General features: G+C 62.7%; 18 protein-coding genes. 9 read left to right on the forward strand and 9 right to left on the reverse strand.

Annotated features, from left to right (window positions below):
• Positions 1 to 483: 483 nt before the first annotated feature.
• The 4 genes from ASG57_RS20240 (at position 484) to tnpC (ending at position 4,834) form a co-directional block, all read left to right on the forward strand.
• Positions 484 to 2,331, forward strand: a complete 1,848-nt coding sequence (locus tag ASG57_RS20240; RefSeq protein WP_082529020.1) for a tetratricopeptide repeat protein — start codon at positions 484 to 486, stop codon at positions 2,329 to 2,331.
• Positions 2,332 to 2,403: 72 nt separating this feature from the next.
• Positions 2,404 to 2,802, forward strand: coding sequence for a transposase (locus ASG57_RS20245; protein ID WP_081988673.1), 399 nt, complete (start codon positions 2,404 to 2,406; stop codon positions 2,800 to 2,802).
• The gene (gene tnpB, locus ASG57_RS20250; RefSeq protein WP_011090953.1) at positions 2,799 to 3,155 is read left to right on the forward strand and encodes an IS66 family insertion sequence element accessory protein TnpB; all 357 of its coding nucleotides are present in this window, start codon (positions 2,799 to 2,801) and stop codon (positions 3,153 to 3,155) included. The genes ASG57_RS20245 and tnpB overlap by 4 nt, the downstream gene beginning before the upstream one ends.
• 134 nt (positions 3,156 to 3,289) lie before the next feature.
• Positions 3,290 to 4,834, forward strand: coding sequence for an IS66 family transposase (tnpC, locus tag ASG57_RS36930; RefSeq protein WP_171010576.1), 1,545 nt, complete (start codon positions 3,290 to 3,292; stop codon positions 4,832 to 4,834).
• Positions 4,835 to 5,623: 789 nt separating this feature from the next.
• On the opposite strand, the gene tyrS is transcribed toward tnpC, so the two are convergent.
• A complete protein-coding gene (gene tyrS, locus ASG57_RS20260; RefSeq protein ID WP_057197218.1) occupies positions 5,624 to 6,886 on the reverse strand; it encodes a tyrosine--tRNA ligase in 1,263 nt (420 codons plus the stop codon).
• A gap of 365 nt (positions 6,887 to 7,251) precedes the next feature.
• Here tyrS and ASG57_RS20265 point away from each other — a divergent pair, with 365 nt between their 5' ends.
• Positions 7,252 to 7,827, forward strand: coding sequence for a peroxidase-related enzyme (locus ASG57_RS20265; RefSeq protein WP_057197460.1), 576 nt, complete (start codon positions 7,252 to 7,254; stop codon positions 7,825 to 7,827).
• 155 nt (positions 7,828 to 7,982) lie between these two features.
• Here ASG57_RS20265 and ASG57_RS20270 read toward each other — a convergent pair whose 3' ends face one another.
• Complete coding sequence (locus ASG57_RS20270) at positions 7,983 to 8,249, reverse strand: PepSY domain-containing protein (RefSeq protein WP_230646869.1); 267 nt, start codon at positions 8,247 to 8,249, stop codon at positions 7,983 to 7,985.
• 747 nt (positions 8,250 to 8,996) lie between these two features.
• On the opposite strand from ASG57_RS20270, the gene ASG57_RS39260 reads away from it, so the two are divergent.
• On the forward strand, positions 8,997 to 9,293 hold the full coding sequence (locus ASG57_RS39260; RefSeq protein ID WP_244490939.1) for a GNAT family N-acetyltransferase: 297 nt from the start codon (positions 8,997 to 8,999) through the stop codon (positions 9,291 to 9,293).
• Positions 9,294 to 9,394: 101 nt separating this feature from the next.
• Here the strand turns inward: ASG57_RS39260 and ASG57_RS20280 are convergent, their stop codons facing one another.
• From ASG57_RS20280 to ASG57_RS20290, 3 genes are all read right to left on the reverse strand, one after another.
• Entirely contained in the window at positions 9,395 to 10,078 is a 684-nt protein-coding gene (locus tag ASG57_RS20280; protein WP_028145792.1) for a class I SAM-dependent methyltransferase, read from the reverse strand.
• 24 nt (positions 10,079 to 10,102) lie between these two features.
• Entirely contained in the window at positions 10,103 to 10,561 is a 459-nt protein-coding gene (locus tag ASG57_RS20285; protein WP_024337207.1) for an Rrf2 family transcriptional regulator, read from the reverse strand.
• A gap of 213 nt (positions 10,562 to 10,774) precedes the next feature.
• Positions 10,775 to 11,710 carry a LysR family transcriptional regulator gene (locus tag ASG57_RS20290; protein ID WP_057197222.1) on the reverse strand — a complete coding sequence of 312 codons (936 nt, stop codon included), beginning with the start codon at positions 11,708 to 11,710 and terminating at the stop codon, positions 10,775 to 10,777.
• Positions 11,711 to 11,817: 107 nt separating this feature from the next.
• Here ASG57_RS20290 and ASG57_RS20295 point away from each other — a divergent pair, with 107 nt between their 5' ends.
• Together ASG57_RS20295 and ASG57_RS20300 are read left to right on the forward strand one after the other, a co-directional pair.
• Positions 11,818 to 12,231 (forward strand): hypothetical protein, encoded by a 414-nt coding sequence (locus ASG57_RS20295; RefSeq protein ID WP_024337209.1) that lies wholly within the window; start codon positions 11,818 to 11,820, stop codon positions 12,229 to 12,231.
• A 520-nt stretch (positions 12,232 to 12,751) separates the two neighbouring features.
• Entirely contained in the window at positions 12,752 to 13,045 is a 294-nt protein-coding gene (locus ASG57_RS20300) for a hypothetical protein (RefSeq protein ID WP_024337210.1), read from the forward strand.
• A gap of 15 nt (positions 13,046 to 13,060) precedes the next feature.
• Here the strand turns inward: ASG57_RS20300 and ASG57_RS20305 are convergent, their stop codons facing one another.
• Positions 13,061 to 15,082 carry a YgiQ family radical SAM protein gene (locus ASG57_RS20305; protein WP_057197225.1) on the reverse strand — a complete coding sequence of 674 codons (2,022 nt, stop codon included), beginning with the start codon at positions 15,080 to 15,082 and terminating at the stop codon, positions 13,061 to 13,063.
• Between the two features lie 186 nt (positions 15,083 to 15,268).
• Here ASG57_RS20305 and ASG57_RS20310 point away from each other — a divergent pair, with 186 nt between their 5' ends.
• Positions 15,269 to 15,460: a hypothetical protein gene (locus ASG57_RS20310; protein ID WP_057197231.1), complete on the forward strand. Its 192-nt coding sequence runs from the start codon at positions 15,269 to 15,271 to the stop codon at positions 15,458 to 15,460.
• A gap of 91 nt (positions 15,461 to 15,551) precedes the next feature.
• Here ASG57_RS20310 and ASG57_RS20315 read toward each other — a convergent pair whose 3' ends face one another.
• From ASG57_RS20315 to ASG57_RS20325, 3 genes are all read right to left on the reverse strand, one after another.
• Positions 15,552 to 16,964, reverse strand: coding sequence for an FAD-binding oxidoreductase (locus tag ASG57_RS20315; RefSeq protein WP_024337212.1), 1,413 nt, complete (start codon positions 16,962 to 16,964; stop codon positions 15,552 to 15,554).
• A 165-nt stretch (positions 16,965 to 17,129) separates the two neighbouring features.
• Positions 17,130 to 18,191 (reverse strand): MBL fold metallo-hydrolase, encoded by a 1,062-nt coding sequence (locus tag ASG57_RS20320; RefSeq protein ID WP_024337213.1) that lies wholly within the window; start codon positions 18,189 to 18,191, stop codon positions 17,130 to 17,132.
• Positions 18,192 to 18,426: 235 nt separating this feature from the next.
• Positions 18,427 to 20,583 (reverse strand): methyl-accepting chemotaxis protein, encoded by a 2,157-nt coding sequence (locus ASG57_RS20325; protein ID WP_024337214.1) that lies wholly within the window; start codon positions 20,581 to 20,583, stop codon positions 18,427 to 18,429.
• Positions 20,584 to 20,666: the final 83 nt, after the last annotated feature.

Genomic DNA, 20,666 nt, shown 5'->3' on the forward strand with positions numbered 1-20,666 from the left:
CCGTGACTGACTTCAACCCAGAGCGAAGCGATGTCGGCTTCCGAGAGATGACCCGACCAGGGGCATGGCGGCTCCTGAGGGCAGCCTTTGACCCTGGCTGTGTGAAAAGCGTTTGCGCACAACCAAGACCCAAAGCTGGCCTTGGACCTCGAAAGCTGGTCCATAAGCGCTCAAACTGAAAATTCAGCACGCTATTACTGAGCTCGCAATCTCTGCGCTTGCTCCCATGCGAGTGCAAGATAACCCGAACAGGATCATGCAGGCCAAGGTAGCCTTTGTTGCAAGGGAGCATTAAAGGTCTGCGCTTCGCCAAGCAACCTGCTCAATCAAGGTACGGTTGCAGCAGCGTGATGGCGGGGACATCCGGCATGCAACTTTGCGATGGCTGCCTCTCGTTCAGCGCATGCTTTGGGTGATCTATTGCTCCGTTACTCGCTTACAGCGAATCACCTAAAGATTGTGCATCCGATCCGTAGAGTTGCAATGGCACATTCTGAGCGTCAAATCGTCCAGCAGGAAATCAGGCCGATCGATAAAGATCATCGTGCAGCGAAGCGCCTCAAGGAGCTACATGCTGCTGCGGTCGAGCACTTGCGCATCGGCGAACTACTGAAGGCGCAATCTCGTGTCAAAGAAGCTCTCAAGCTGGATGCGGAGAGCGCTGAAAGCATGCACCTAATGGCTGCTGTGGAGGCCGCGGCTGGTCGCGCCGACAGAGCGATAGAGTGGGCCTCCCGTGCGCTTCGGAAAGACGCCCAGCCAGTCTACCTGGCTACGCTAGGCAATGCGCTGGCAAGCGCTGGCCGTCTCGACGAGGCTTTGAGAGTCTTTGACAAGGCTGTACAGCTCAAGCCGAGCGAAGCCGTGCTTTGGCAGCAGATGGGAGATGTACTGATCCAGGCTCGAAGAAACGGCGAAGCTCTACTTTGCTTTCGCCGCGCGGTTGAACTCGACTCGGCGCATGCTGACGCTGCGTATAAGGCAGGTCACCTCCTGCATGTGGCCGGGGAAGTTGCGGAAGCGCTCACTTATTTGAATCATAGTCTCAGTTTGCGGCCCGATAACGCGCTGGCCCTGCACACGCGTGCACTCGCTCTAAACAGCTTGGGAAGGATTGGAGAGGCGGCGGCGGATTGCCGGTTAGCAATCCAGCTGGACCCGAAAAACGCTGATACCCTGGGCAACCTTGGTGCGCTCCTGGGAGCGCAGGGCCATTTCGAGGAGGCTTTGTCCTTCTTCGATCGGTCGTTGAAGATCAAGCCTAATGCGGGAAAGGCCATTGTCGGTCGGGCAAGCGTCCTTGCGGAACTGGGTCGTGTCGAAGAGGCAATGTCTGCTTACAAACGATCGGCAGCCATCCTCTCGGAGCATGCGAGATCAATCTGGAATCTTGCATTGCTTCAGATGCTCACTGGCGATTTCAACCGCGGTTTGAAGGGGATGCAGGCGCGTTGGGACGTTCCGGGCTTACCGAACGGATATCCGCCGCTTCCCGGGCCCAAGTGGATTGGTGATGGAGACATCGCCGACAAGACCTTACTGGTCTGCGCTGATGAGGGGCTCGGGGACGCGATCCAGCTTGTGCGCTACGTTCCGCTGCTTGCCGATCGCGGCGCGCGTGTCGCTTTAGTGGTACCGGACGCATTGTGGCCGTTATGTTCAAAGATGGAGGGCGTGGCGCAATGCCTGCGTGGATCGTCAGGAGCGCGTTTGCCGCCTTTCGATCTTCATTGCCCTCTTAGCAATCTGCCGCTCATCTTTGGAACTCGGTTGGAGACTATTCCAGCGGCCGCGTCCTACCTGCCGCAGCCTTCCGAAGAGCGTGTTGAAGTTTGGGAGAGCCGGCTTGGTCCGCGCATCCAATCGCGAGTAGGGCTCGTCTGGTCAGGTAATCCTAAGCATCTGAACGACCACAATCGGTCGATTCCATTTCGTATGCTGACAGGTCTTTTGGATGATTGTGATAGGGTTAGTTTTGTCAGCCTTCAGAAAGACGTGAGGTCCAACGACCAAGTTGACCTGCTTGCTCGCACTGATGTCTACGACGCCGCGCAGTATCTTACCGATTTTGCAGAGACTGCGGCTCTGATCTCTTGCCTCGATCTCGTCATCACCGTGGATACCAGCGTTGCTCATCTTGCGGCCGCGCTTGGGAAACCAACCTGGATTTTGCTGCCGTTTATGCCGGACTACCGCTGGCTCCTCCACCGCGAAGACAGCCCCTGGTACCCGACCGTCCGCCTCTTCAGGCAAACCGAAACTCGGGAATACGGCAGCGTCATCGAGCGCGTTAGTCGAGAATTGCGTAAGCGGAGCTTTTCTCCCATTTGATTGATTGGTTTCCCTTCGGCTTTCGCTCTGCGATTCTTGGCTGGTCAGAGAGCCAAGAGGAGACTGAAGGCGATGGAACAATCGGGGGAGGAAGCCGAAGCTGATGGCTTTGTAGGGAAGCTTACGCGCCGGACGCGTTCTGGAGGCCGGTTATGGTCTGCGGAGATCAAGGGGCGCGCTGTTTTCGAGAGCATGAAGCCCGACGCCCGCGTATGTGATGTCGCACGGCGTTATGGTGTGAAGGCCCAGCAGTTGACGACGTGGCGCAGATTGGCGCGTGCTGGCCGGCTCGCATTGGTCACGGACGACGCGGCGGATTTCGTGTCGATCGAGCTGAACGATCCAGCGGCGTCAGGCAAGAGCGAGGGGCCCGTCGAGATTACGATTGGCAAGGTTTCGGTCCGCCTGGATGCGGACGTGTCGGCGGTGCGGATCGCGGAGATCGTGACTGCGATCGAGCGTGGCGCATGATCATTCCGGCGCAGGGACTGCGGATTGTGCTTGCTGTGCGTCCTGTTGACTTCCGGTGTGGGCACGACGCGCTGGCCGGCCTGGTGCAAAACACGCTTGGGCTTGATCCGCATTCGGGCCTGATCGTGGTTTTTCGTTCGAAGCGCGCCGACCGGCTGAAGATTTTGCTATGGGACGGCACCGGCCTCGTTTTGGTCTACAAGCGCCTTGGCCGCGATGGTCGTTTCGAGTGGCCGCAGATCAGCGACGGCGTCATGCATCTGACGCGCGTGCAGTTCGAAGCGCTGTTTGAAGGACTGAACTGGAAGCGAGTGGGCGAACGGATTGTCGCGACGCCAGCTGCGGCGAACTGACTCAGACCCGACAACCTGTTTCGCGCGGGGCTTTGGGATGATAGCTTGCGGATGTGTCGCCATCCCCGATTGATCCCGCCCGTCTTGCAGCGCTGCCCGCCGATTTGCGAGCGCTCTTCCGCGCGCAGGAAGCGATGATTGAAGCCGAGCGTCGTCGCGCTGACGATGAATGCTCGGCGCGCCTTCATGTCGAGAGCGAACTGGCTGCGTCCAAAGAGACCGTCGAACGCCTCGAACTGCTCGTGAAGGAGTACGAGCGCGCACGTTTCGGCAAACGCTCGGAGAAGTTCAATCCCGATCAGATGCAACTGGTTCTCGAAGACATCGAGATTGCCATCGCCGAAGTCCAGGAGCGCCAGGACGATCGTGCGCGCCGCGCCGGCACGGCGCCGTCCAGCCGCCGGACCGGCCGCGCTGCCCGTGCCTTTCCCGCGCACCTGCCGCGCATCGAGCAGGTGATCGAACCCGAGAACCTCGAGTGTCCCTGCGGCTGCGGTCGGATGGTCCAGATCGGCGAGGATCGCTCCCGTCGTCTCGATGTCATGGCGGCCCAGTATCGGGTGATCGAGACGGTGCGACCGCGCTACGCCTGCGCAAACGGCTGCGCCGGTGTTGCTCAGGCGCCGGCGCCCGCCCATCTCGTGGAGGGTGGCATCCCCACCGAGGCGCTGCTGGCGCAGGTGGCGGTCGCCAAGTTCAGCGAGCACATGCCACTCTATCGTCAGTCGCAGGTTCTGGCCCGGCATGGCATCTTCATCGATCGCGCCGTTCTGGCAGACTGGATGGGAACGGTCGCCTTCCACCTCGCGCCGCTGGTCGAGCGCATGAGCGTCGTGATGAAGCAATCGGGCCGCTTGTTCATGGACGAGACCAGGGCGCCCGTGCTCGATCCGGGCCGGGGCCGAACGAAGACCGGTTATCTGTGGGCTGTCCTGCGCGACGATCGCGGCCACGGCGGCGCTGATCCACCAATCGTGGTCTACCACTACGCACCAGGACGCGGTGGCGGACATGCTGAGCGCATCCTCGAGGGCTTCGACGGCATCCTTCAGGTCGACGGATACCAGGGCTATCATCGGCTCGCACGGCCCGAGCGCAAAGGCGGCGTGCCACTGCGGCTGGCCGCATGTTGGTCCCACTCAAGGCGTGAGATCATCGCAGCAACTCCGAAAGCCGGCTCACCGATCGCCGAAGCCGTTCTCGCGCGCATCGCCGCACTCTATGCAATCGAGAAGGAGATCCGTGGCGCCGACGCCCCGGCTCGGCAAAAGACCCGTAACGAGCGATCACGGCCGCTGGTCGCTGAACTCGAGAGGTTCCTGCGCGAGCAAGCCGCCCGCCTGTCGCCGGGCAGCGAGATGGGCAAGGCGATCGCCTATCTCCTGAACCATTGGGATGGCCTCACCTTGTTTCTCGACGATGGTTGCGTTGAGATGGACACCAATCCCGTCGAAAATCAAATCAGGCCGCTGACTCTGACGCGTAAAAATAGTTTATTTGCTGGTCACGACGAAGGAGGTCGTTCATGGGCGCGCATAGCTTCGCTCATCGCCACCTGCAAGATCAACGGCGTGGAGCCCTACGCCTGGATGAAAGCGACCCTCAAAGCGATCGCAACTGGTCACCCGCAGTCCCGGATCGACGAACTCCTGCCCTGGTCGTTCGGCCGCACCTCGTGATTCTCCGTCGTTGCCGCCTCCATACCCGCCGCCAACGATTTGCAAACACGCTGATCAACAGGCTGCAATCCCCACGCCAAACCTTTGCGAATGGGACGCGAACGTCGCTTACAGAATTGCAAAAGTTTGATCGATAAAGAATTTAGTATGCAGCAGGCCAGCAACGCCGGCTTCCGGCCCGTAGCTGACCTACAAAGCACCGCGCGGTGGCGGCCGCTTTTGGCCCATCTGCGACGTTGCGCCGGGTCCGGCGGAAGTTGCATCTAAGCTATATGGGATAACGCCATCTCAATGCGCGGCGGAGCGCGACCAAACATACCATGACTGCAATGGCGGCAAGCCAAAGGAAAGCTGGAACTGGCGAGTGATTATGAACGTGGGCGATGTACAGCACCAGCGCCAGTAGCAGGCCGACCAGCGCGTTCGACAACCAGTACAAGGGCGAGCGCAAAATCCCCGCTGCTGCCAATTCAGCGCTAAGTTCGCAAGCGCGGGTTACGCGCCACAACAAAAGCCGAAGAACGCAATAGCGACAAGCCAGACCATCCCAGCCAATTCGCACAGAACCTTGTAAGCACTCTTGCTCGAATAGCTCGAATTAGCTCCATCTCGCACCTCTTGCACAGCGCGCTTACTTCTCCTTTTGGCCCATCGGTGCCATTCCGAGGCCCGGCTGGGATGTCCACTACCGGGGGTGGACCGCACTTATCCGGCTGACGGACGAAACGTCGTGAATGACCCAAAGGGGACATGACGATCAAGCTCAGTCATCGCCACCTCCACCAGGCTTCACCTCACAACCGCGTGCCGCCTGCGGCCCACCGAAAGTGTGACCGGCAATGACGTCGGTTGCACTATCAGATCAACGTCCTCGACGACGGTGTGATTCAGTTTGATACCTCGTCCCAAGATCATCCTCCTCCCTTCGCCTTTGGAACTGGTCAAACCTGTACGAACCAGCAATTCCAGCAGGAGTACTCCGTGGCCGCGCTCTGCACTGTTCAGCTCCAACGTCGGAACACCGACCGGCACACCGCGACCCTCGAACGCCTGCCGTGCGGTAGCGGCTGCAAGCTTCGCGGCGTCGATACCATGGATGAGAGCCGTGGCTTCGGTTGCAAGCCGCTCCTTGAGGGAGTTTATTCCGGGTCCATCGTTCTCGGTGAGCTTTCCTATCTCGACTGTAGAAAGGTCCGTAAACAGTCTGAGAAACCGACCAACGTCAGCATCTTCTGTGTTTCGCCAAAACTGCCAATATTCGTAGGGTGACAAGCGGTCCGCGTTCAACCACACGGCTCCTGCTGCGGTTTTGCCCATCTTCGCTCCCGAAGCGGTCGTTAGCAGCGGAGCAGTCAGCCCAAACACTTCCTTCCGGTCCAATCGCCGTATCAGGTCGATCCCGCTCACGATGTTTCCCCATTGATCAGCTCCCCCCATTTGCAAGCCGCAGCTGAACCGACGGGAAAGTTCAAGAAAATCGAACGCCTGAAGAATCATGTAATTGAACTCTAGGAAGGTCAGATTCTCCTGTTTCCCAAGTCTCGATTTCACGCTGTCGAACGAGAGCATCCGATTAATCGAGAAGTGCCGCCCGACCTCGCGAAGCATGTCGATCCAGCGGACACCGTCCAACCAATCGGCATTGTTGACGATCACAGCGTCGGTTGGGCCGTCGCCAAAAGTCAAAAGGCGTTCGAACACGGTTTTGATGCCGTCGATATTCGCGGCAATCTGTGCATCAGACAGCATGGGGCGAGCATCGGAACGGAAGCTTGGATCACCAATTCTCGTGGTACCCCCGCCAATTAAAACAATAGGTCTATGGCCCGCCTGCTGAAGACGGCGCAACATCATGATCGGCAAAAGGTGACCCACGTGGAGGCTGTCTGCCGTGGCGTCGAAGCCGACATAAGCGGTGACGATGCCCGCTTGAAACGCGGCGTCGATGCCAACTAAGTTGGTAGCTTGATTTAAGTAGCCGCGTTCGATCAGCGTTCGCAGAGCTTGAGAACGGGGCTGGAACTGGTCAACTGAGAACTCAAAATCTTTCATCGGAATCTCCTGGAATTGCCGTCAGGAGGTCTCCGAAATAACAAAGCCGCCCGACGGCGGCTTGTTTCAAGACATGATCGAAACGCACCGCTCCCTTATGGAAACGTCGCGCAATACTCGGCTGCGATGTGCATGAGCTCGATCATGGAGGCTCTTTAAAGCAGGATCGTTGCAAACGCAACCGTTTTGTCCGGCGCGGCGGGCTCCTCACGGAACTCAGTCCGTCGGTCGCGGACGCGACAAATCGGTGTTTGTGACTTCATCTGCTGTGGCCCATATGCGACATCCGCTGACTCGCTAGGCCAATATTAGACTGTCTTAATTTAGCGGACTGCGTAAGTTAAGCGCCTCTCATGGAGCGCAGCATGTCAAAGACCCCCGCCATCAGCCGCTATCCGGTACCGTCGTTAGAAAGCATGCCGGAAGATATAAAGTCACGCATCGTGAAGGTGCAGGAAAAATCCGGGTTCATTCCGAATGTGTTTTTGATGCTTGCCTACCGGCCTGATGAGTTCCGGGCCTTCATGGCGTACCACGATGCGCTTATGGATAAGCCTAGCGGCCTTACACAAGCTGACCGAGAGATGATCGTAGTGGCAACGTCTGCCGTGAACCAATGCCAGTATTGCATCGTAGCGCACGGCGCGATTCTCCGTATCCGCGCGAAGGATCCGCTCATCGCGGACCAAGTTGCAGGAAACTATCGCAAGGCCGACATTACGGATCGCCAGCGGGCAATGCTCGATTTTGCTTTGAAGGTCTCGCAGCGCGCTCAAGAGGTGGGTGAGAGCGACAGTGTAGTATTGCGTGAACACGGCTTCACCGATGATGACATCTGGGACATCGCGGCTATCTCCGCATTCTTTGGCATGTCGAACCGGCTGGCGAATTTCACCAGCCTGCGTCCGAACGCTGAGTTCTTCTCGTTAGGTCGTGGATGAGGTTGCTCGGCGAGCTCTTTCAATTCATGTCCGCTTCTGGCCCACCTGCGAAGTTGGGCTGGATCTCACGGAGGTCCGTTCGTTGCGGCAGAGCGGACGAGGTTTACTCAACCTGAGTTCTTCGCATTTTGACCGAAGCAGACTTAAGCAACCATTCAACCAGCCGCCAGCGCTGGCCTCCGCGCCGAACCACGATGGACCGCGCGCCGCGCCGCCTTCTTTCTGGCCCAGACTACGATGCCGGTGATCGATAGCGCCGCAACAACAAGCCCAACAGCTGAAATGACAATGCGGCCTGCCAACCCGGCAATGCGGCCTGAATGCAATGGAAACTGCAGTTGCATGAAGATATAAGCGCTGGTGCCTTGCCACGGCACGCGTCCGCCAACGATCTTCCCGTCGATGCCGCTGATAAACAGCATGCGAGGGATATCCCATGGGCTGTGGTCTGCGTCGGGCGGCGGGAACCTGAGGAGTAGACCCATAAAGACGACCGTAGAAAATCGACGCAGGCTGCTCGGTCAATCCCTGCGCACGAGCATGCGCGGACGCCCGATCGATGGCCTGCTGCCAGCCGATCTGGGCCGGGATTAGGTTCTCTTTCCTGAGCGGTGGCGACTTGTCAGCAAACGGATCTGGCGTGAGAGTAGAGAGCTTGGAGAGCAGTGGGCGCCCGGCCACTATCCGTGCTCCATCTTAGAATGAATGTGGCCGATGCCATCAACGACTTGGAGACGATATCATGAGCGCAGACTCGGAAATCAAATCTGCGGGCGCCAACATTCAGGCAAGCACTATCAGCACCATTGTACTTGGCTTTGCAGCCGATCCGATGGCGCGTTGGGTTTGGCNACTCGGAAATCAAATCTGCGGGCGCCAACATTCAGGCAAGCACTATCAGCACCATTGTACTTGGCTTTGCAGCCGATCCGATGGCGCGTTGGGTTTGGCCCGATTCATCCGAATATCTCAGGATTATGCCTCAATTCGTCAAGGCATTTGGCGGACGGGCATTCGAGCATGGCACAGCTTACATCACAGAAGGGGCTCGCGCGGCCGCCCTGTGGCTGCCGCCCGGCGTCGAGCCCGAYGAAATGGCCATGGACGCACTCATGGCGCAATCCCTGCGTCCGGAGATCGCCGATGATATYGGACACATGCTCCAGGGAATGGCCGAACATCATCCCCRCGAGCCCCATTGGTATCTGCCCCTCATTGCCTCCGATCCGAACTGGATCGGCCAAGGTCTCGGCACATTGTTGATGAAGCACGCTCTTCGACGATGCGACGAGGAGGGCATCGCCGCCTACCTCGAAAGTTCGAATCCGCGAAACATCTCCCTTTATAGCTTCTTGAACGGAATCAAATCTGTCGAAGAGAAGGGCTCGCAGCCGCCAATGACTGTTGACTTCCGCTTGTGGCCCTTTGCCGGCATGCAGCAGCGAGCCGACGATGTCCGGTTGTGAGGTCAGAACCGGTGCGCCTGGTGACGTGCGCTAAACGCCTGCATGATCCGGCCCGTCCGGCTTTGCACGAATGGCCGGCCTTTCGGTCAAGCCCTGCCGCCTCAGGCGTAAGCCACCCAGCCGCGGAAGGCGAAACCCGTATAGAACAGCGTCGGGTCGGAGAAACCGGCCTCGCGCAGGATCGCCTCGTCCTGCGCGGGCGCCAGGATCTGCAGATGGTTGCTGACGGCATCCTTCGCGGCCGCGGCCTGGTCCGGCTCGACGCCGGATGAGGCCAGGAATGCGGAGTACCGCGCCAGCCACAGCGGACGTTCCTTCTCTCCGTCGGGCGCGCTCAGATGGGCGATCACGAACGGTGCGCGCGGCTTGAGCCGGCGGCGGACTTCCGAGGCGATGCGACGTCGTTCGGCGACATCGACGAAGTGCAGGGTCAACAGGCAGGTGGCCCCGTCGAACGGTCCCGGCGGGGCATCGTCGATATAGCCTTGATGAAAGCGAGCGCGTGATGCAAGTCCTCCCAGGGTCTGCTCTGCGAGCGCCAGCATCGCCGCGGACGGGTCGACGCCGTCGAAGCTCCAACCGGGATGCGCCTGCGCAAAGGCCTTGAGCTCCAGGCCCCCGCCGGCGCCGAGGACGAGCACCCGCCCACCGCTGGGGACGCTTTCGGCCAGCAGAATCGCCGCCATGGACTGCATCGCTTCATAGCCGGGCACGAAGCGCCGCGGCCCTTCGGTGTAGCGAGCCACGAATTGCGGATCCGAGAATGCGGCTTGAATGTCGGTCATGATGTTGTCCCGTGATGGAGCCGTTCACGCGCGGTGCGCGCTGATGTCGTGGATCTTTCGAGACCCGAGCCGCTTGCGCAGGTCCTCGCCGAGCATCGCCAGCGTCACTTCGCCGAGGCGCGACAGCAGCAGCGCCTCCGCATCGTGAAAGGCCTGGTCGAGCGCGGCATTGACGGCCTGCTCGACGAGGCAGCCGGGCGACTCCGTCCGGTTGCCCATCGCCAGCAGCGAGGGACTGCCAAGCGCGGCATAGACGTCGCGCAGCGTCACCTTCGAGAGGTCGCACGCAAGCCGCCAGCCGCCGCCATGCCCCTTCTCGGAGCGCACGTAACCCAGCTCGCGCAGACCGGCCATGATGCGCCGGATCACCACGGGGTTGGTGTCCATCGCCTTGGCCAGGGTCTCGGACGTGAATGGCCCCGGCTGCTGCGCCATGTGCAGCAGCACGTGCAGCACGCCGGAGAGGCGGGAATCTCGTTTCATGTAACTTTGTATGTTACATGATGGGGCAAAGTCAACCGGGCCTGAGCTGTCGCTCGCCAGGATGGTGCGGTGGTCAAATGGCGCGGTGAAACTCTGCCCGATCGGCGGGCGCCGCTCGGACCTCGCATTCGGGCCAGGAGGGGTCTTCGCCTGCCAATCCCAGAACCTGGCGCCAAGCTTCTTGCCGCCTGAATTCTGGTGACGACCGATGCTTCACACCGCCTTTTCGGTGAACGCGGCGGGAAGCGTGGCGAGGAACGACATGACGCGCTGCGTGCGCGGGGGCGGGCGGCGGTCGGAGGTGCGCAGCATCCATAGGGGTTCGGCAGACGCGCGCCAGGGCGCGAGCACTTCGACCAGCCGGCCGGCGCGAAGGTCTTCGTTGACGAGCCACGCTGGCCCCCATCCGATCCCAAACCCATTCGCGATCAAAGCGAGCGAAGCGTGCGCATCGTCGCAAATGTGCTTGGGCTTGGGCGTGACTCGAATGGGGCCTTTGCCGCGCGGGTCGGCGAAGCGCCAGGTGAGGATCTGACCGCTCGCGGGATTCCGGAAGCCGACATGGTCGTGAGCGGAAAGCTCGTATGGAGTCGCCGGCGCGCCGCGCGCGTTCAGATAGGCAGGCGAGGCGCAAGCGATCCAGGAGAACGTGCAAAGCCGCCGCGCCTGATGGCCGGGCGCACGGTCGAGGGGCCCCGAGCGGATCGCGACGTCGACGCCTTCCGCCGCGAGATCGAGAATCTCGTTGCGGAATTTGACCTCGATCTCGATTTCCGGCCGTTCCCGCAGGAACGCGGGCAGTCGCGGCAGGATGCAGGCCCGCGCGAACGAGGCCGGAGCAGTCACACGCACCCGCCCGCCATCGTCGCGCGCGACTTCGCCGAGCACGGATTGGACACGGGCGAGACTTTCGACCAACGCACGTCCCGCCGCCATCAGCCTGTCGCCCTCTTCGGTCAGCGCCAACGAGTGGGTGGAGCGATGCAAGAGCCGCAACCCGCGAGACTTCTCGAAGCGGGCGACCGCCTTGGACATTGCCGAGGTGGTCGTCCCCGCCCGCCGCGCGGCCTCGGCGAACGAGCCTGCCTCGACGACGCGGACGAAGGCGAGGAGACGCGAGACGTCGGGAGGTAAGGTCGTTGTGGACATGCGGTCCACATAATCATGGCTGCACAGTCACTACAAGAGCCGGTCCCGAACGGCTAAACCGGGATCGTCAGCGCGCATACTGCGGCGCTGGAAACGCGGGAAGTCCCATGAACCTCGTCGAAATCACCCTGCAAGCCCTTGACGCTGCCGAGCGCGCGATCTCCCCGGGCCAGCCTGTCTATATGCTCAATCTGCTGCGCTACCGCGCGTATGCTCGATACGAGGAGGGATTCGACGCCGCGCCCTGCTCGGGCCGCGAAGCCTATCATGAACGCTATAGGCCGGCATTCCGGCGTCTCGCGGCCGGCAAGCCGCTCGTGCGGATGTTTTCCGGGCCGGTCCTCACGAGCCTCGTCGGCTCGCCGAGCGAACGCTGGGACGAAGCGGCGATCAATGAATACGGCGATTTCACCACCTTCCGCTCGATCGTCGACACCGAGACTTACCGGCGCGAAGCCGCCCCTCATCGGCATGCGGCGCTGGAGGATTTCCGGCTGTTCGCGCTCGCTAAGGCGATGTGAGCGCATTGCAGCGACGGGCCTCTGCATTCGCCTGATCTGGGCGCGGGACCGGCAAAGCAAACAGGCCGTGGCGAATCCCACCGCGCTGGTCTGGCGGACGAACGGGCGATCTGGCTCGCCATCTCCTGCAGCCCCCGAACTGGCGAGCAAACAACTTGCACCGGACGCGGTGTGGAGCGCGAGGGCTTACGGAAGAAGAGGCATGCCCTCTTCACGCGTCCTGCAACGATGGCATCATGCGCCTGTTTTGCCCGACGGAGCAACGCCATTTCTGCCCGACGGGCCGAACGTGTGAGCGATGGCGATAAGCCGTTGATTCCGCTAGAGCCGGCTACTGTGCATGGGGTTGTTTTCGAACTCCTGGCTCTTGCCGGCCCGAAAGACCTGCCTCGCCAAGCCGATTTGTCACGGTGACGTCGCCGCGCGCGGGGACGACAATCCGCCGGGGCGATCGGCGTGGACTTCTTGCCCCTGACCTCGCGCCACGCCCGTTTCATTCGTCCATTTTTCGGAGGCCACCATGCAGGTTTACAATGTGGTCAAGTTCAAGGTGAAGTCCGGCGCAGAAGCCACTTTCCTCGATGCGCACCGAGACGGGAAGGCGAAATGGCCGGGCCTGGAGCACGGCGTCATCATCAGGACCGGCGATCGAACCTTCTGTCTCGTCGGCACCTGGGCCAGTCAGGATGCGCTGGTCGCCGCCCGATCGGCGATGATCAGGACCCTGGACAGTTTCAGGTCGGTGCTCGAGGACCAGGGCAACGGACGCGGCGTGACTGATGCGGTGTCAGGCGAGGTCGTGCTCGCGCTGTAGCAGGCGCAGCGCCCGCTACTTCATCACCCGCAGGCCCTTGGTCGTGAACCGCTGCGTCCTGCCGCCTGATCGTAGCGGACGCTTGGTGCCCGCGGCCTTGCCGGTGCCGGGCGGCTGGTGCGCGGGGACCAACTGGTGCGGCTGCGAGCCGATCAGGTCGCGGCGGCCCATCTCGATCAGGGCCTCGCGCAGCACCGGCCAATTGTCGGGGTCGTGATAGCGCAGGAACGCCTTGTGGAGGCGGCGCTGGCGCAGGCCCTTGATCGCTTCGACCTTGTCGCTGCCGCCGTGGCGCACGCCGCGCAGCGGATTGACTCCGGTGTGGTACATCGCGGTCGCGGTCGCCATCGGCGAGGGCAGGAAGGTCTGCACCTGGTCGGCGCGATAGCGGTTCTTCTTCAGCCAGAGCGCGAGGTTCATCATGTCCTCGTCGGTCGTGCCCGGATGCGCCGCGATGAAATAGGGGATGAGGTAATATTTCTTGCCGGCGCGCTCAGCCGCCTCGTCGAACATCCGCTTGAACTTGTCGTAGGCGCCGATGCCCGGCTTCATCATCTTGTCGAGCGGCCCGCGCTCGGTATGCTCGGGCGCGATCTTGAGATAGCCGCCGACGTGATGGGTGACGAGCTCCTTGATGTATTCGGGACTCTCCACCGCGAGGTCGTAGCGCACGCCCGAGGCGACCATCACCTTCTTGATGCCCTTGGTCTCGCGCACCTTGCGATAGAGCCGGATCAAATCGTCATGCGAGGTGTTGAGATTCGGGCAGATCTCGGGGAAGACGCAGGACGGCCGCCGGCACGCGGCCTCGACCTTCGGGTCCTTGCAGGCCATCCGGTACATGTTGGCGGTGGGGCCGCCGATGTCGGAGATGACGCCGGTGAAGCCCGGCGTCTTGTCGCGGATCTTCTCGATCTCGCGCAGGATCGAGCCCTCCGAGCGGTTCTGGATGATGCGGCCCTCGTGCTCGGTGATCGAGCAGAAGGTGCAGCCGCCGAAGCAGCCGCGCATGATCGTCACCGAGAAGCGGATCATCTCCCAGGCGGGGATGCGTGCATCGCCGTAGGACGGATGCGGCCCGCGCGCGTACGGCAGATCGTAGACCGCATCCATCTCCTCGGTGGTGAGGGGGATCGGCGGCGGGTTGAGCCAGAGATCGCGGTCGCCATGGCGCTGCACCAGCGGCCGCGCATTGCCGGGATTGCTCTCCCGGTGCAGCACGCGTGACGCGCGCGCATAGGCCTCGCGGTCCTGCTCGACCTGCTCCAGTGACGGCAGGCGGATCACGGTCGGCCCGCGTTGGCGCGACGCGCCTTCGTCGGCGGAATCGAGATCGTCGGCGTGCAGCTCGGTGTAATCGGGCGGGACCTTGCGGAACAGCGCGACACCCCTGATGTCGTCGAGTTCGCGCGGTGCCTCGCCGGCAGCGAGCCGCTGCGCCACTTCGACGACGGCGCGCTCGGCATTGCCGTAGAGCAGGAGGTCCGCCTTGGCGTCGGCCAGCACCGAGCGGCGCACCTTGTCGGACCAGTAATCGTAATGCGCGATCCGGCGCAGCGAGGCCTCGATGCCGCCCAGCACGATCGGCACGTCCTTGAACGCCTCGCGGCAGCGCTGCGCGTAGACGATGGTGCAGCGGTCCGGCCGCTTGCCGCCTTCGCCGCCGGCCGTGTAGGCATCGTCGCTGCGGATGCGGCGGTCCGCGGTGTAGCGGTTCACCATCGAGTCCATGTTGCCGCCGGTGACGCCGAAGAACACTCTTGGCTTGCCGAGCGCCCTGAACGGCTCGGCCGAGTGCCAGTCCGGCTGCGCGATGATGCCGACCCGGAACCCCTGCGCTTCCAGCAGCCGGCCGATGATCGCCATGCCGAAGCTTGGATGATCGACATAGGCATCCCCGGTCACCAGCACGATGTCGCAAGCGTCCCAGCCGAGCGCATCCATCTCGGCGCGGCTCATGGGGAGGAACGGTGCCGGCTTGGGCGGGCGCGCGTGAGCCATCAGCGGCTTTGCGGCGGTGATCATCTGGGTGTCCATGATGCTACGCATAGGACTCCGGGCGGCCGAATTCAACCGATCGGTGTGCCGGCGTCGATTTCAGGGTTCCGTCCGCGCACCGGCGCAGATCGATATCGGCCACAGGAACCAACCGCGTCCGCGAACATTCTGGTCGAGGGTTCGAGGCGGGCCCGGGTTGCGCGCGCCTCCGTTTCGGCGTCCGTGATGTCGCCTCTGGCGATGGGGGGAGCTGTGAGCACGGTCATAGAGAACTTGCTGTTACGGAAGCAGAAGCTCGTGGAACAGCTCGAAAAGGCGCCATCGGTTGAGGATCGCGACAAGATCGAGCGCCAGCTCGAGCAGATCAACACCGCGCTGGACTTTCTGGACGGACCGGGAGCGAAGGATGAGCGGTGACGGCGCTCAATCCATCTTCAGCGCTCTCGCATAGACCACGCCTGAACCAGCGACTTCGGCGGATCGAGCCTGAGCGAGGGCATGTGCTTTCCTAGATCACCTTGCCTGGATTGAGCAGGTGGTCGGGATCGAGCGCCGCCTTCAGCGTCCGCATCAGCGCGATCTCGGCCTCGCTCCTGGCGTGGCCCAGCCACTGCTTCTTCAAGGTGCCGATGCCGTGCTCGGCGGAGACGCTGCCGCCCATGTCGCGGACGAGACCGTAGATGATCGCGTCCATCTCCTCCTTCGGCTGCTGCGCGACCGAGAGGCCGCCGACCCAGGAGACGAGATGCAGATTGCCGTCGCCGATGTGACCGTAATAGACGCTCTCGCAACCCTTGATGCCGGAGGCAAGCGCCGCCTTGCAGCGCGTGACGAACTCGTCCATGCGCGCCACTGCAAGGCCGATGTCGTAGGCGATGTGCGGCCCCAGCACCTGGCCAAATTCGGCGCAGATGTCGCGCACGCGCCAGAAGGCCTGCGTTTGCGCCAGCGATTGCGCGACGGCGGCATCCGCCAGCAGCCCGCGCTCCATCAGCTCTTCGAGCCAGGCCTGGAAGCGCGGCGCATCGACGCTCTCATCGGTGCCTTGCGCCTCGACCAGCACGTAGAGGCCGTGGCCCGCCGCGACCGGCGGCTTCACCCCCGCGCGATTCGTGATCACGTCCCAATAGTCCGGCCACATCACCTCGAAAGCCGAGAGCAGCGGGCCGAGCCCGCTGCGCGCGGCGTCGAGCAGCGCGATCACCGCCGCATAGTCCGTCAGTGCACAGAGCGCGGCCATGGTCGAGCGTGGCTTCGGAAACAGCCTGAGCACCACGCGGGTGATGATGCCGAGCGTGCCTTCCGAGCCGATGAACAGATGTTTCAGGTCATAGCCGGCATTGTTCTTCATCAGCTTGTTGAGGCCAGTGATGATGGTGCCGTCCGGCAGCACCACTTCGAGACCGAGCACCAGCTCGCGCGTCATGCCGTAGCGGATCACGCGGTTGCCGCCGGCATTGGTGGAGAGATTGCCGCCGATCGCGCAGGAGCCGCGCGAGCCCAGGTCGAGCGGAAAGAAGAAGCCGGCCTCGTCGGCAGCCTTCTGGATCGTCTCCAGCGGCGTGCCTGCCTTCACCGTCATCGTCATCGACGCGCGATCGATCTCCTCGATGCCGGTCATGCGCTCCAGCGAGATCGCAACCCAGCCCGCCTCGGGGGAAGCGCCGCGGCACAGCCCGGTCAGTCCGCCCTGGGGCACGAAGGGAAGGCGCGCCTGCCGGCAGGCCGCGATCGCATCCGCCACACCTTGCGCATCGAGCGGGCGGATCACCGCCAGCGGCGTCTGCGGCAGGCTCGCGCTCCAATCGTTGCAATTGCGGGCGGGCACTTCACTGCCCATCAGTACCGCGGCCGCACCAAGTCTGTCGCGCAGGGCGCCGAGCAATTGGTCGGCCTGCCCGGCCGGCGTCACCATGTCCATGCGAGACCTCCGTCAAGATCCGGCTGCGCTCGTCGCGCGAGGATTTGTACCGGGCTGTATGTAAGGTACAAGAGAGAGTAAAGCAGACGGAGGGTCTCGCTCAAGGCGGAAGACCCTTAGCGGCTCAGCCCAGGCCGGCCCTCGGGTTGAACGGCGAAAGCAAGCTTACGTCGTCCGAAATCGCAGCACGCCGTCTTGCATCTCGGCCGTCAGCCGGCCCTCGACGATCATGTAGTTGACGTGGGCGACGAGCTCGCCGGCGGCAAAGCCCATCTGGTGCTCGTCCAGCACGTGCTTGTTGAACACCACAGGCACCAGCGCGCGCGAGGTCTGCGGCATCTCGCGGCAGGCTTCGGCGATCAGCCGGCAGCGCTCCTCGTGATGGTCGGCGAGCTGCTTGATGCGGGTCTTCAAGCCGTAGAACGGCACGCCGTGGCCGGGCAGCACCAGCACGTCGTAGGGAAGCGTCGTCGTGAGGCTGGCGAGCGAGGCCAGATACTCGCCGAGCGAGTTCTGCTCGGGCTCCACCGCCCAGACGCTGACATTCGGCGAGATCTTGCTCAGCACCTGGTCGGCAGAGAGGAACAGCTTGTCGTCGGCGCAATACAGCATCACCTGGTCGAGCGCGTGGCCGCCGCCGGTGATTACCCTGAAGCGGCGCGTGCCGATCACGACATCCTCGCCGTGGGAGATGCGTCGGTAGGATGGCGGCAGCACGGAGACCCGCTTGAGATAGTCCTGGCCGCGACCGAGCAGCTTTTCGGTGAGCGACTCGTCCATGCCATGGCGGCGGAAGAACAGCCGCTGGGCCTCGCGCCGCTCGTCGGTGCCGCGGTTCTGGTGATAGACCGACTGCAGATATTCGACCTGCGACATCACCAGCGGGCAGTTGAAACGCTCGACGATCCATCCCGCGAGGCCGACGTGGTCGGGGTGGGAGTGGGTGACAATCAACCGCGTGATGTCGACGCCCTTCAACGGACCATCAAACAGCTTCGTCCAGGCTTCGATCGTTTCCTCGTTGCCGAAGCCGGCGTCGATCATCGCATAGCCGTCGCCGTCGGCGAGCAGGTATATGTTCACGTGGTTGAGGCGGAACGGCAGCTTCAGCCGCGCCCACAACACGCCGGGCCTGATCTCCACGATCTGTTCGGGGCCGGGGTGCTGTTCCCAGGGGTAGCGCAGGGCCTCGGCCGAGGATTGTGCGGTGTCGGTTTTTGAACTCATCCTATTCGCTTAAACCCAGCGCGAGCGGGGCGCCAGCCGAAAAAGGATGGCTGGCGGGCGCCGCATGGCCGTCATACCGGCAGTGTTTTTCCGCGTCTCGGTTGAAGCGCCAAAAAGGCAGTCATTCCGGGACGCTCCAAAGCGCGAACCATGGTGGGCGGTTGCGCACCCGAGAATCCCGGGATTGTGGTCCGAGACTCCGGGTTCGCCTCTTCGAGGTGCCCCCGAATGACGATCAGGCCGCCCGGATGTCGTTGAGGAACGCGTCGATCTCCCCGCGCAGCATATCGGCCTCGCGCCGGAGCGCGTCCGAGGCGCTCAGCACTTCGCCAGCCGCGGCGCCCGCCTCGGCGGAGGCGGTGGATACGCCGACGATGTTGCTGGAGACCTCGCTGGTGCCGCCGGCCGCATGCTGGATGTTGCGGGCGATCTCGCGCGTGGCGGCGCCCTGCTCCTCGACAGCGGCCGCGATCGTCGTGGTGACGTCGTTGATCTCGCCGATGATCCGGCCGATACCCTGGATGGCGCCGACCGCGGAGGTGGTGACCTCCTGCATGCTGGCGATCTGCGTGCGGATCTCGTCCGTCGCCTTCGCAGTCTGGCTCGCCAGGCTCTTCACTTCGGAGGCGACCACGGCGAAGCCGCGGCCGGCCTCGCCTGCGCGCGCAGCCTCGATCGTAGCGTTGAGCGCCAGCAGGTTCGTCTGTGAGGCGATGGTCTGGATCAGGTCGACGACGACGCTGATGCGGCTCGCGCTGTCCGCGAGGCTCTGCACCGTGGCGTCGGTCGCTCCCGCTTCATCGACGGCCTTCTTGGCGATCTCGGCGGAGGTCACGACCTGGCGGCTGATCTCCTGGATCGAGGAGGACAGCTGCTCGGTGCCGGCCGACACGGTCTGCACGTTGACCGACGTTTCCTCCGCAGCGGAGGCGACCGCGTTCACCAGCGCGTTGGACTGGTCGGCGGTGCTCGACATGCTCTGTGCGGTCGATTGCATCGAATTGGCCGACTGCGCCAGATTGTCGAGGGCGGAGCGCACCGTGCTTTCGAATTCCGCGATCTTCGCTTCCATGCGCGCGGCCCGCTCGGCCTTGGCGATCCGGTCCTTGTCTTGCTCGCTCGTCAGTGCACGAGCCTCGATCATGCTCTCCCGGAACACTTGCAGCGTGTTCGCCATCGCCGAGATTTCGTCATTGTGGTTCTTCGAGCTGTAGATCTCGGTTTCGAGATCGCCGTTCGCGAGCAGCTGCATCGAGTGCTGCAATGCGCCGATCCGGCGCAGGATGTTGCGGCCGACATAGAGCCAGACGAACAGCGCCGAGCCGACCAGCATCAGCGCGCCCAGCGCCAGCATGACTGACGTCGCGAGCGAGATCTCCTGCCGCGCCTGTGAGGTCGAGGTGTTGGTCTCCTTCTGCACGCCGTCGACGAGCTGCTGCACGCTGATGCCGAGGCCGACATTGAGCTTGCGCGTCTCGTCCAGGATGGTCTGGCCATAGTCGATGGAGTCGAGTTCCTTCTCGCGCAGATTGAACACGCCGGTCTTGCCGGTGCCGAGCGCGAGCAGCTTTTCCGCCGTCTCGCGCAGCATCTTGTTGCCCTGATTGTCGGGCAGCAGATCGAGGTTGGAGCGCAGGCGTCCCTGTGCCGTCTTGAATTCCTTCTGGATGTCGTCGAGCTTGTCGCTCGTGCTCGCCGACAGCGCCGCGCTCATGTTCGCGGCGGCAAGGTTGCCGCTGGCGACGACGTTGCCGAGCTGACCGACCGTCTGCGCGGCATCGGTTGCGTCGGCGGCGGACAGGTCCGCAGAGCCGAGAATGGCGTTGACCCGAGTCTGCGCGTCCAGCATCGCCGGGTTTGCCGCGCCGACGAAAGCGCCCTGCGCGGAGCGAAGCGCGTCATATTGCTTCTCATGGAGGGCGGCGATGTCGAGGCGCTCGCGAGCGGCCTTCGCCAGGCTCTGGGCAGCATCGTTGATGCTCTTCATCGTTTCGCTGAGCCCGGAAACAACGCTCTTGTCTCCGCCGAGCTCGATGATCTCGTTGAGCTTCTGTTGCGTCTGCTCCTGCAATTCCCTGAGTTTCTTGGTGCGTTCATTCAGGGCCTCGTCGTTCTGCGCAGCAAGCAGCGCCGGTCCCTGCGCCGCAAGGCTCGCGCTCAGTGCCGACAATTGCAGGCTGGCGGCAAGACGCGGAATGTCCCGCCCGCTAAGTTCCGTCATGCGTCCGCCGAGATTCTGCAGCGCCAGGCCGGCGCCGGCTGCGATCACGAGACCCATGCCCGCGATTACCGCGAACGCCGCGAACAGGCTGCCACGCACGCCCCATCTCGGCATTTTGAAACGAGTACGGAAACGGCCAAGGAAGCGGCCAAGGCCCAGACGGATCGCCATCGAAAATTCCCCCAATGTTCTTCTGGTTGTGGCGGCAGTATCAGTACGACCGGTTAAAGAATCGGAATTGGCGCAACTGGCTG

It is taken from the genome of Bradyrhizobium sp. Leaf396, from assembly GCF_001424605.1.
GTDB classification, from domain to species: domain Bacteria; phylum Pseudomonadota; class Alphaproteobacteria; order Rhizobiales; family Xanthobacteraceae; genus Bradyrhizobium; species Bradyrhizobium japonicum_C.

Bases quoted from the DNA above. Each gene is read 5' to 3' on its own strand.
- ASG57_RS20240 (WP_082529020.1), top strand. From the start codon at position 484: ATGGCACATTCTGAGCGTCAAATCGTCCAGCAGGAAATCAGGCCGATC.
- ASG57_RS20245 (WP_081988673.1), top strand. From the start codon at position 2,404: ATGGAACAATCGGGGGAGGAAGCCGAAGCTGATGGCTTTGTAGGGAAG.
- tnpB (WP_011090953.1), top strand. From the start codon at position 2,799: ATGATCATTCCGGCGCAGGGACTGCGGATTGTGCTTGCTGTGCGTCCT.
- tnpC (WP_171010576.1), top strand. From the start codon at position 3,290: ATGATTGAAGCCGAGCGTCGTCGCGCTGACGATGAATGCTCGGCGCGC.
- tyrS (WP_057197218.1), bottom strand. From the start codon at position 6,886: ATGAAAGATTTTGAGTTCTCAGTTGACCAGTTCCAGCCCCGTTCTCAA.
- ASG57_RS20265 (WP_057197460.1), top strand. From the start codon at position 7,252: ATGTCAAAGACCCCCGCCATCAGCCGCTATCCGGTACCGTCGTTAGAA.
- ASG57_RS20270 (WP_230646869.1), bottom strand. From the start codon at position 8,249: ATGCTGTTTATCAGCGGCATCGACGGGAAGATCGTTGGCGGACGCGTG.
- ASG57_RS20280 (WP_028145792.1), bottom strand. From the start codon at position 10,078: ATGACCGACATTCAAGCCGCATTCTCGGATCCGCAATTCGTGGCTCGC.
- ASG57_RS20285 (WP_024337207.1), bottom strand. From the start codon at position 10,561: ATGAAACGAGATTCCCGCCTCTCCGGCGTGCTGCACGTGCTGCTGCAC.
- ASG57_RS20290 (WP_057197222.1), bottom strand. From the start codon at position 11,710: ATGTCCACAACGACCTTACCTCCCGACGTCTCGCGTCTCCTCGCCTTC.
- ASG57_RS20295 (WP_024337209.1), top strand. From the start codon at position 11,818: ATGAACCTCGTCGAAATCACCCTGCAAGCCCTTGACGCTGCCGAGCGC.
- ASG57_RS20300 (WP_024337210.1), top strand. From the start codon at position 12,752: ATGCAGGTTTACAATGTGGTCAAGTTCAAGGTGAAGTCCGGCGCAGAA.
- ASG57_RS20305 (WP_057197225.1), bottom strand. From the start codon at position 15,082: ATGGACACCCAGATGATCACCGCCGCAAAGCCGCTGATGGCTCACGCG.
- ASG57_RS20310 (WP_057197231.1), top strand. From the start codon at position 15,269: ATGTCGCCTCTGGCGATGGGGGGAGCTGTGAGCACGGTCATAGAGAAC.
- ASG57_RS20315 (WP_024337212.1), bottom strand. From the start codon at position 16,964: ATGGACATGGTGACGCCGGCCGGGCAGGCCGACCAATTGCTCGGCGCC.
- ASG57_RS20320 (WP_024337213.1), bottom strand. From the start codon at position 18,191: ATGAGTTCAAAAACCGACACCGCACAATCCTCGGCCGAGGCCCTGCGC.
- ASG57_RS20325 (WP_024337214.1), bottom strand. From the start codon at position 20,583: ATGGCGATCCGTCTGGGCCTTGGCCGCTTCCTTGGCCGTTTCCGTACT.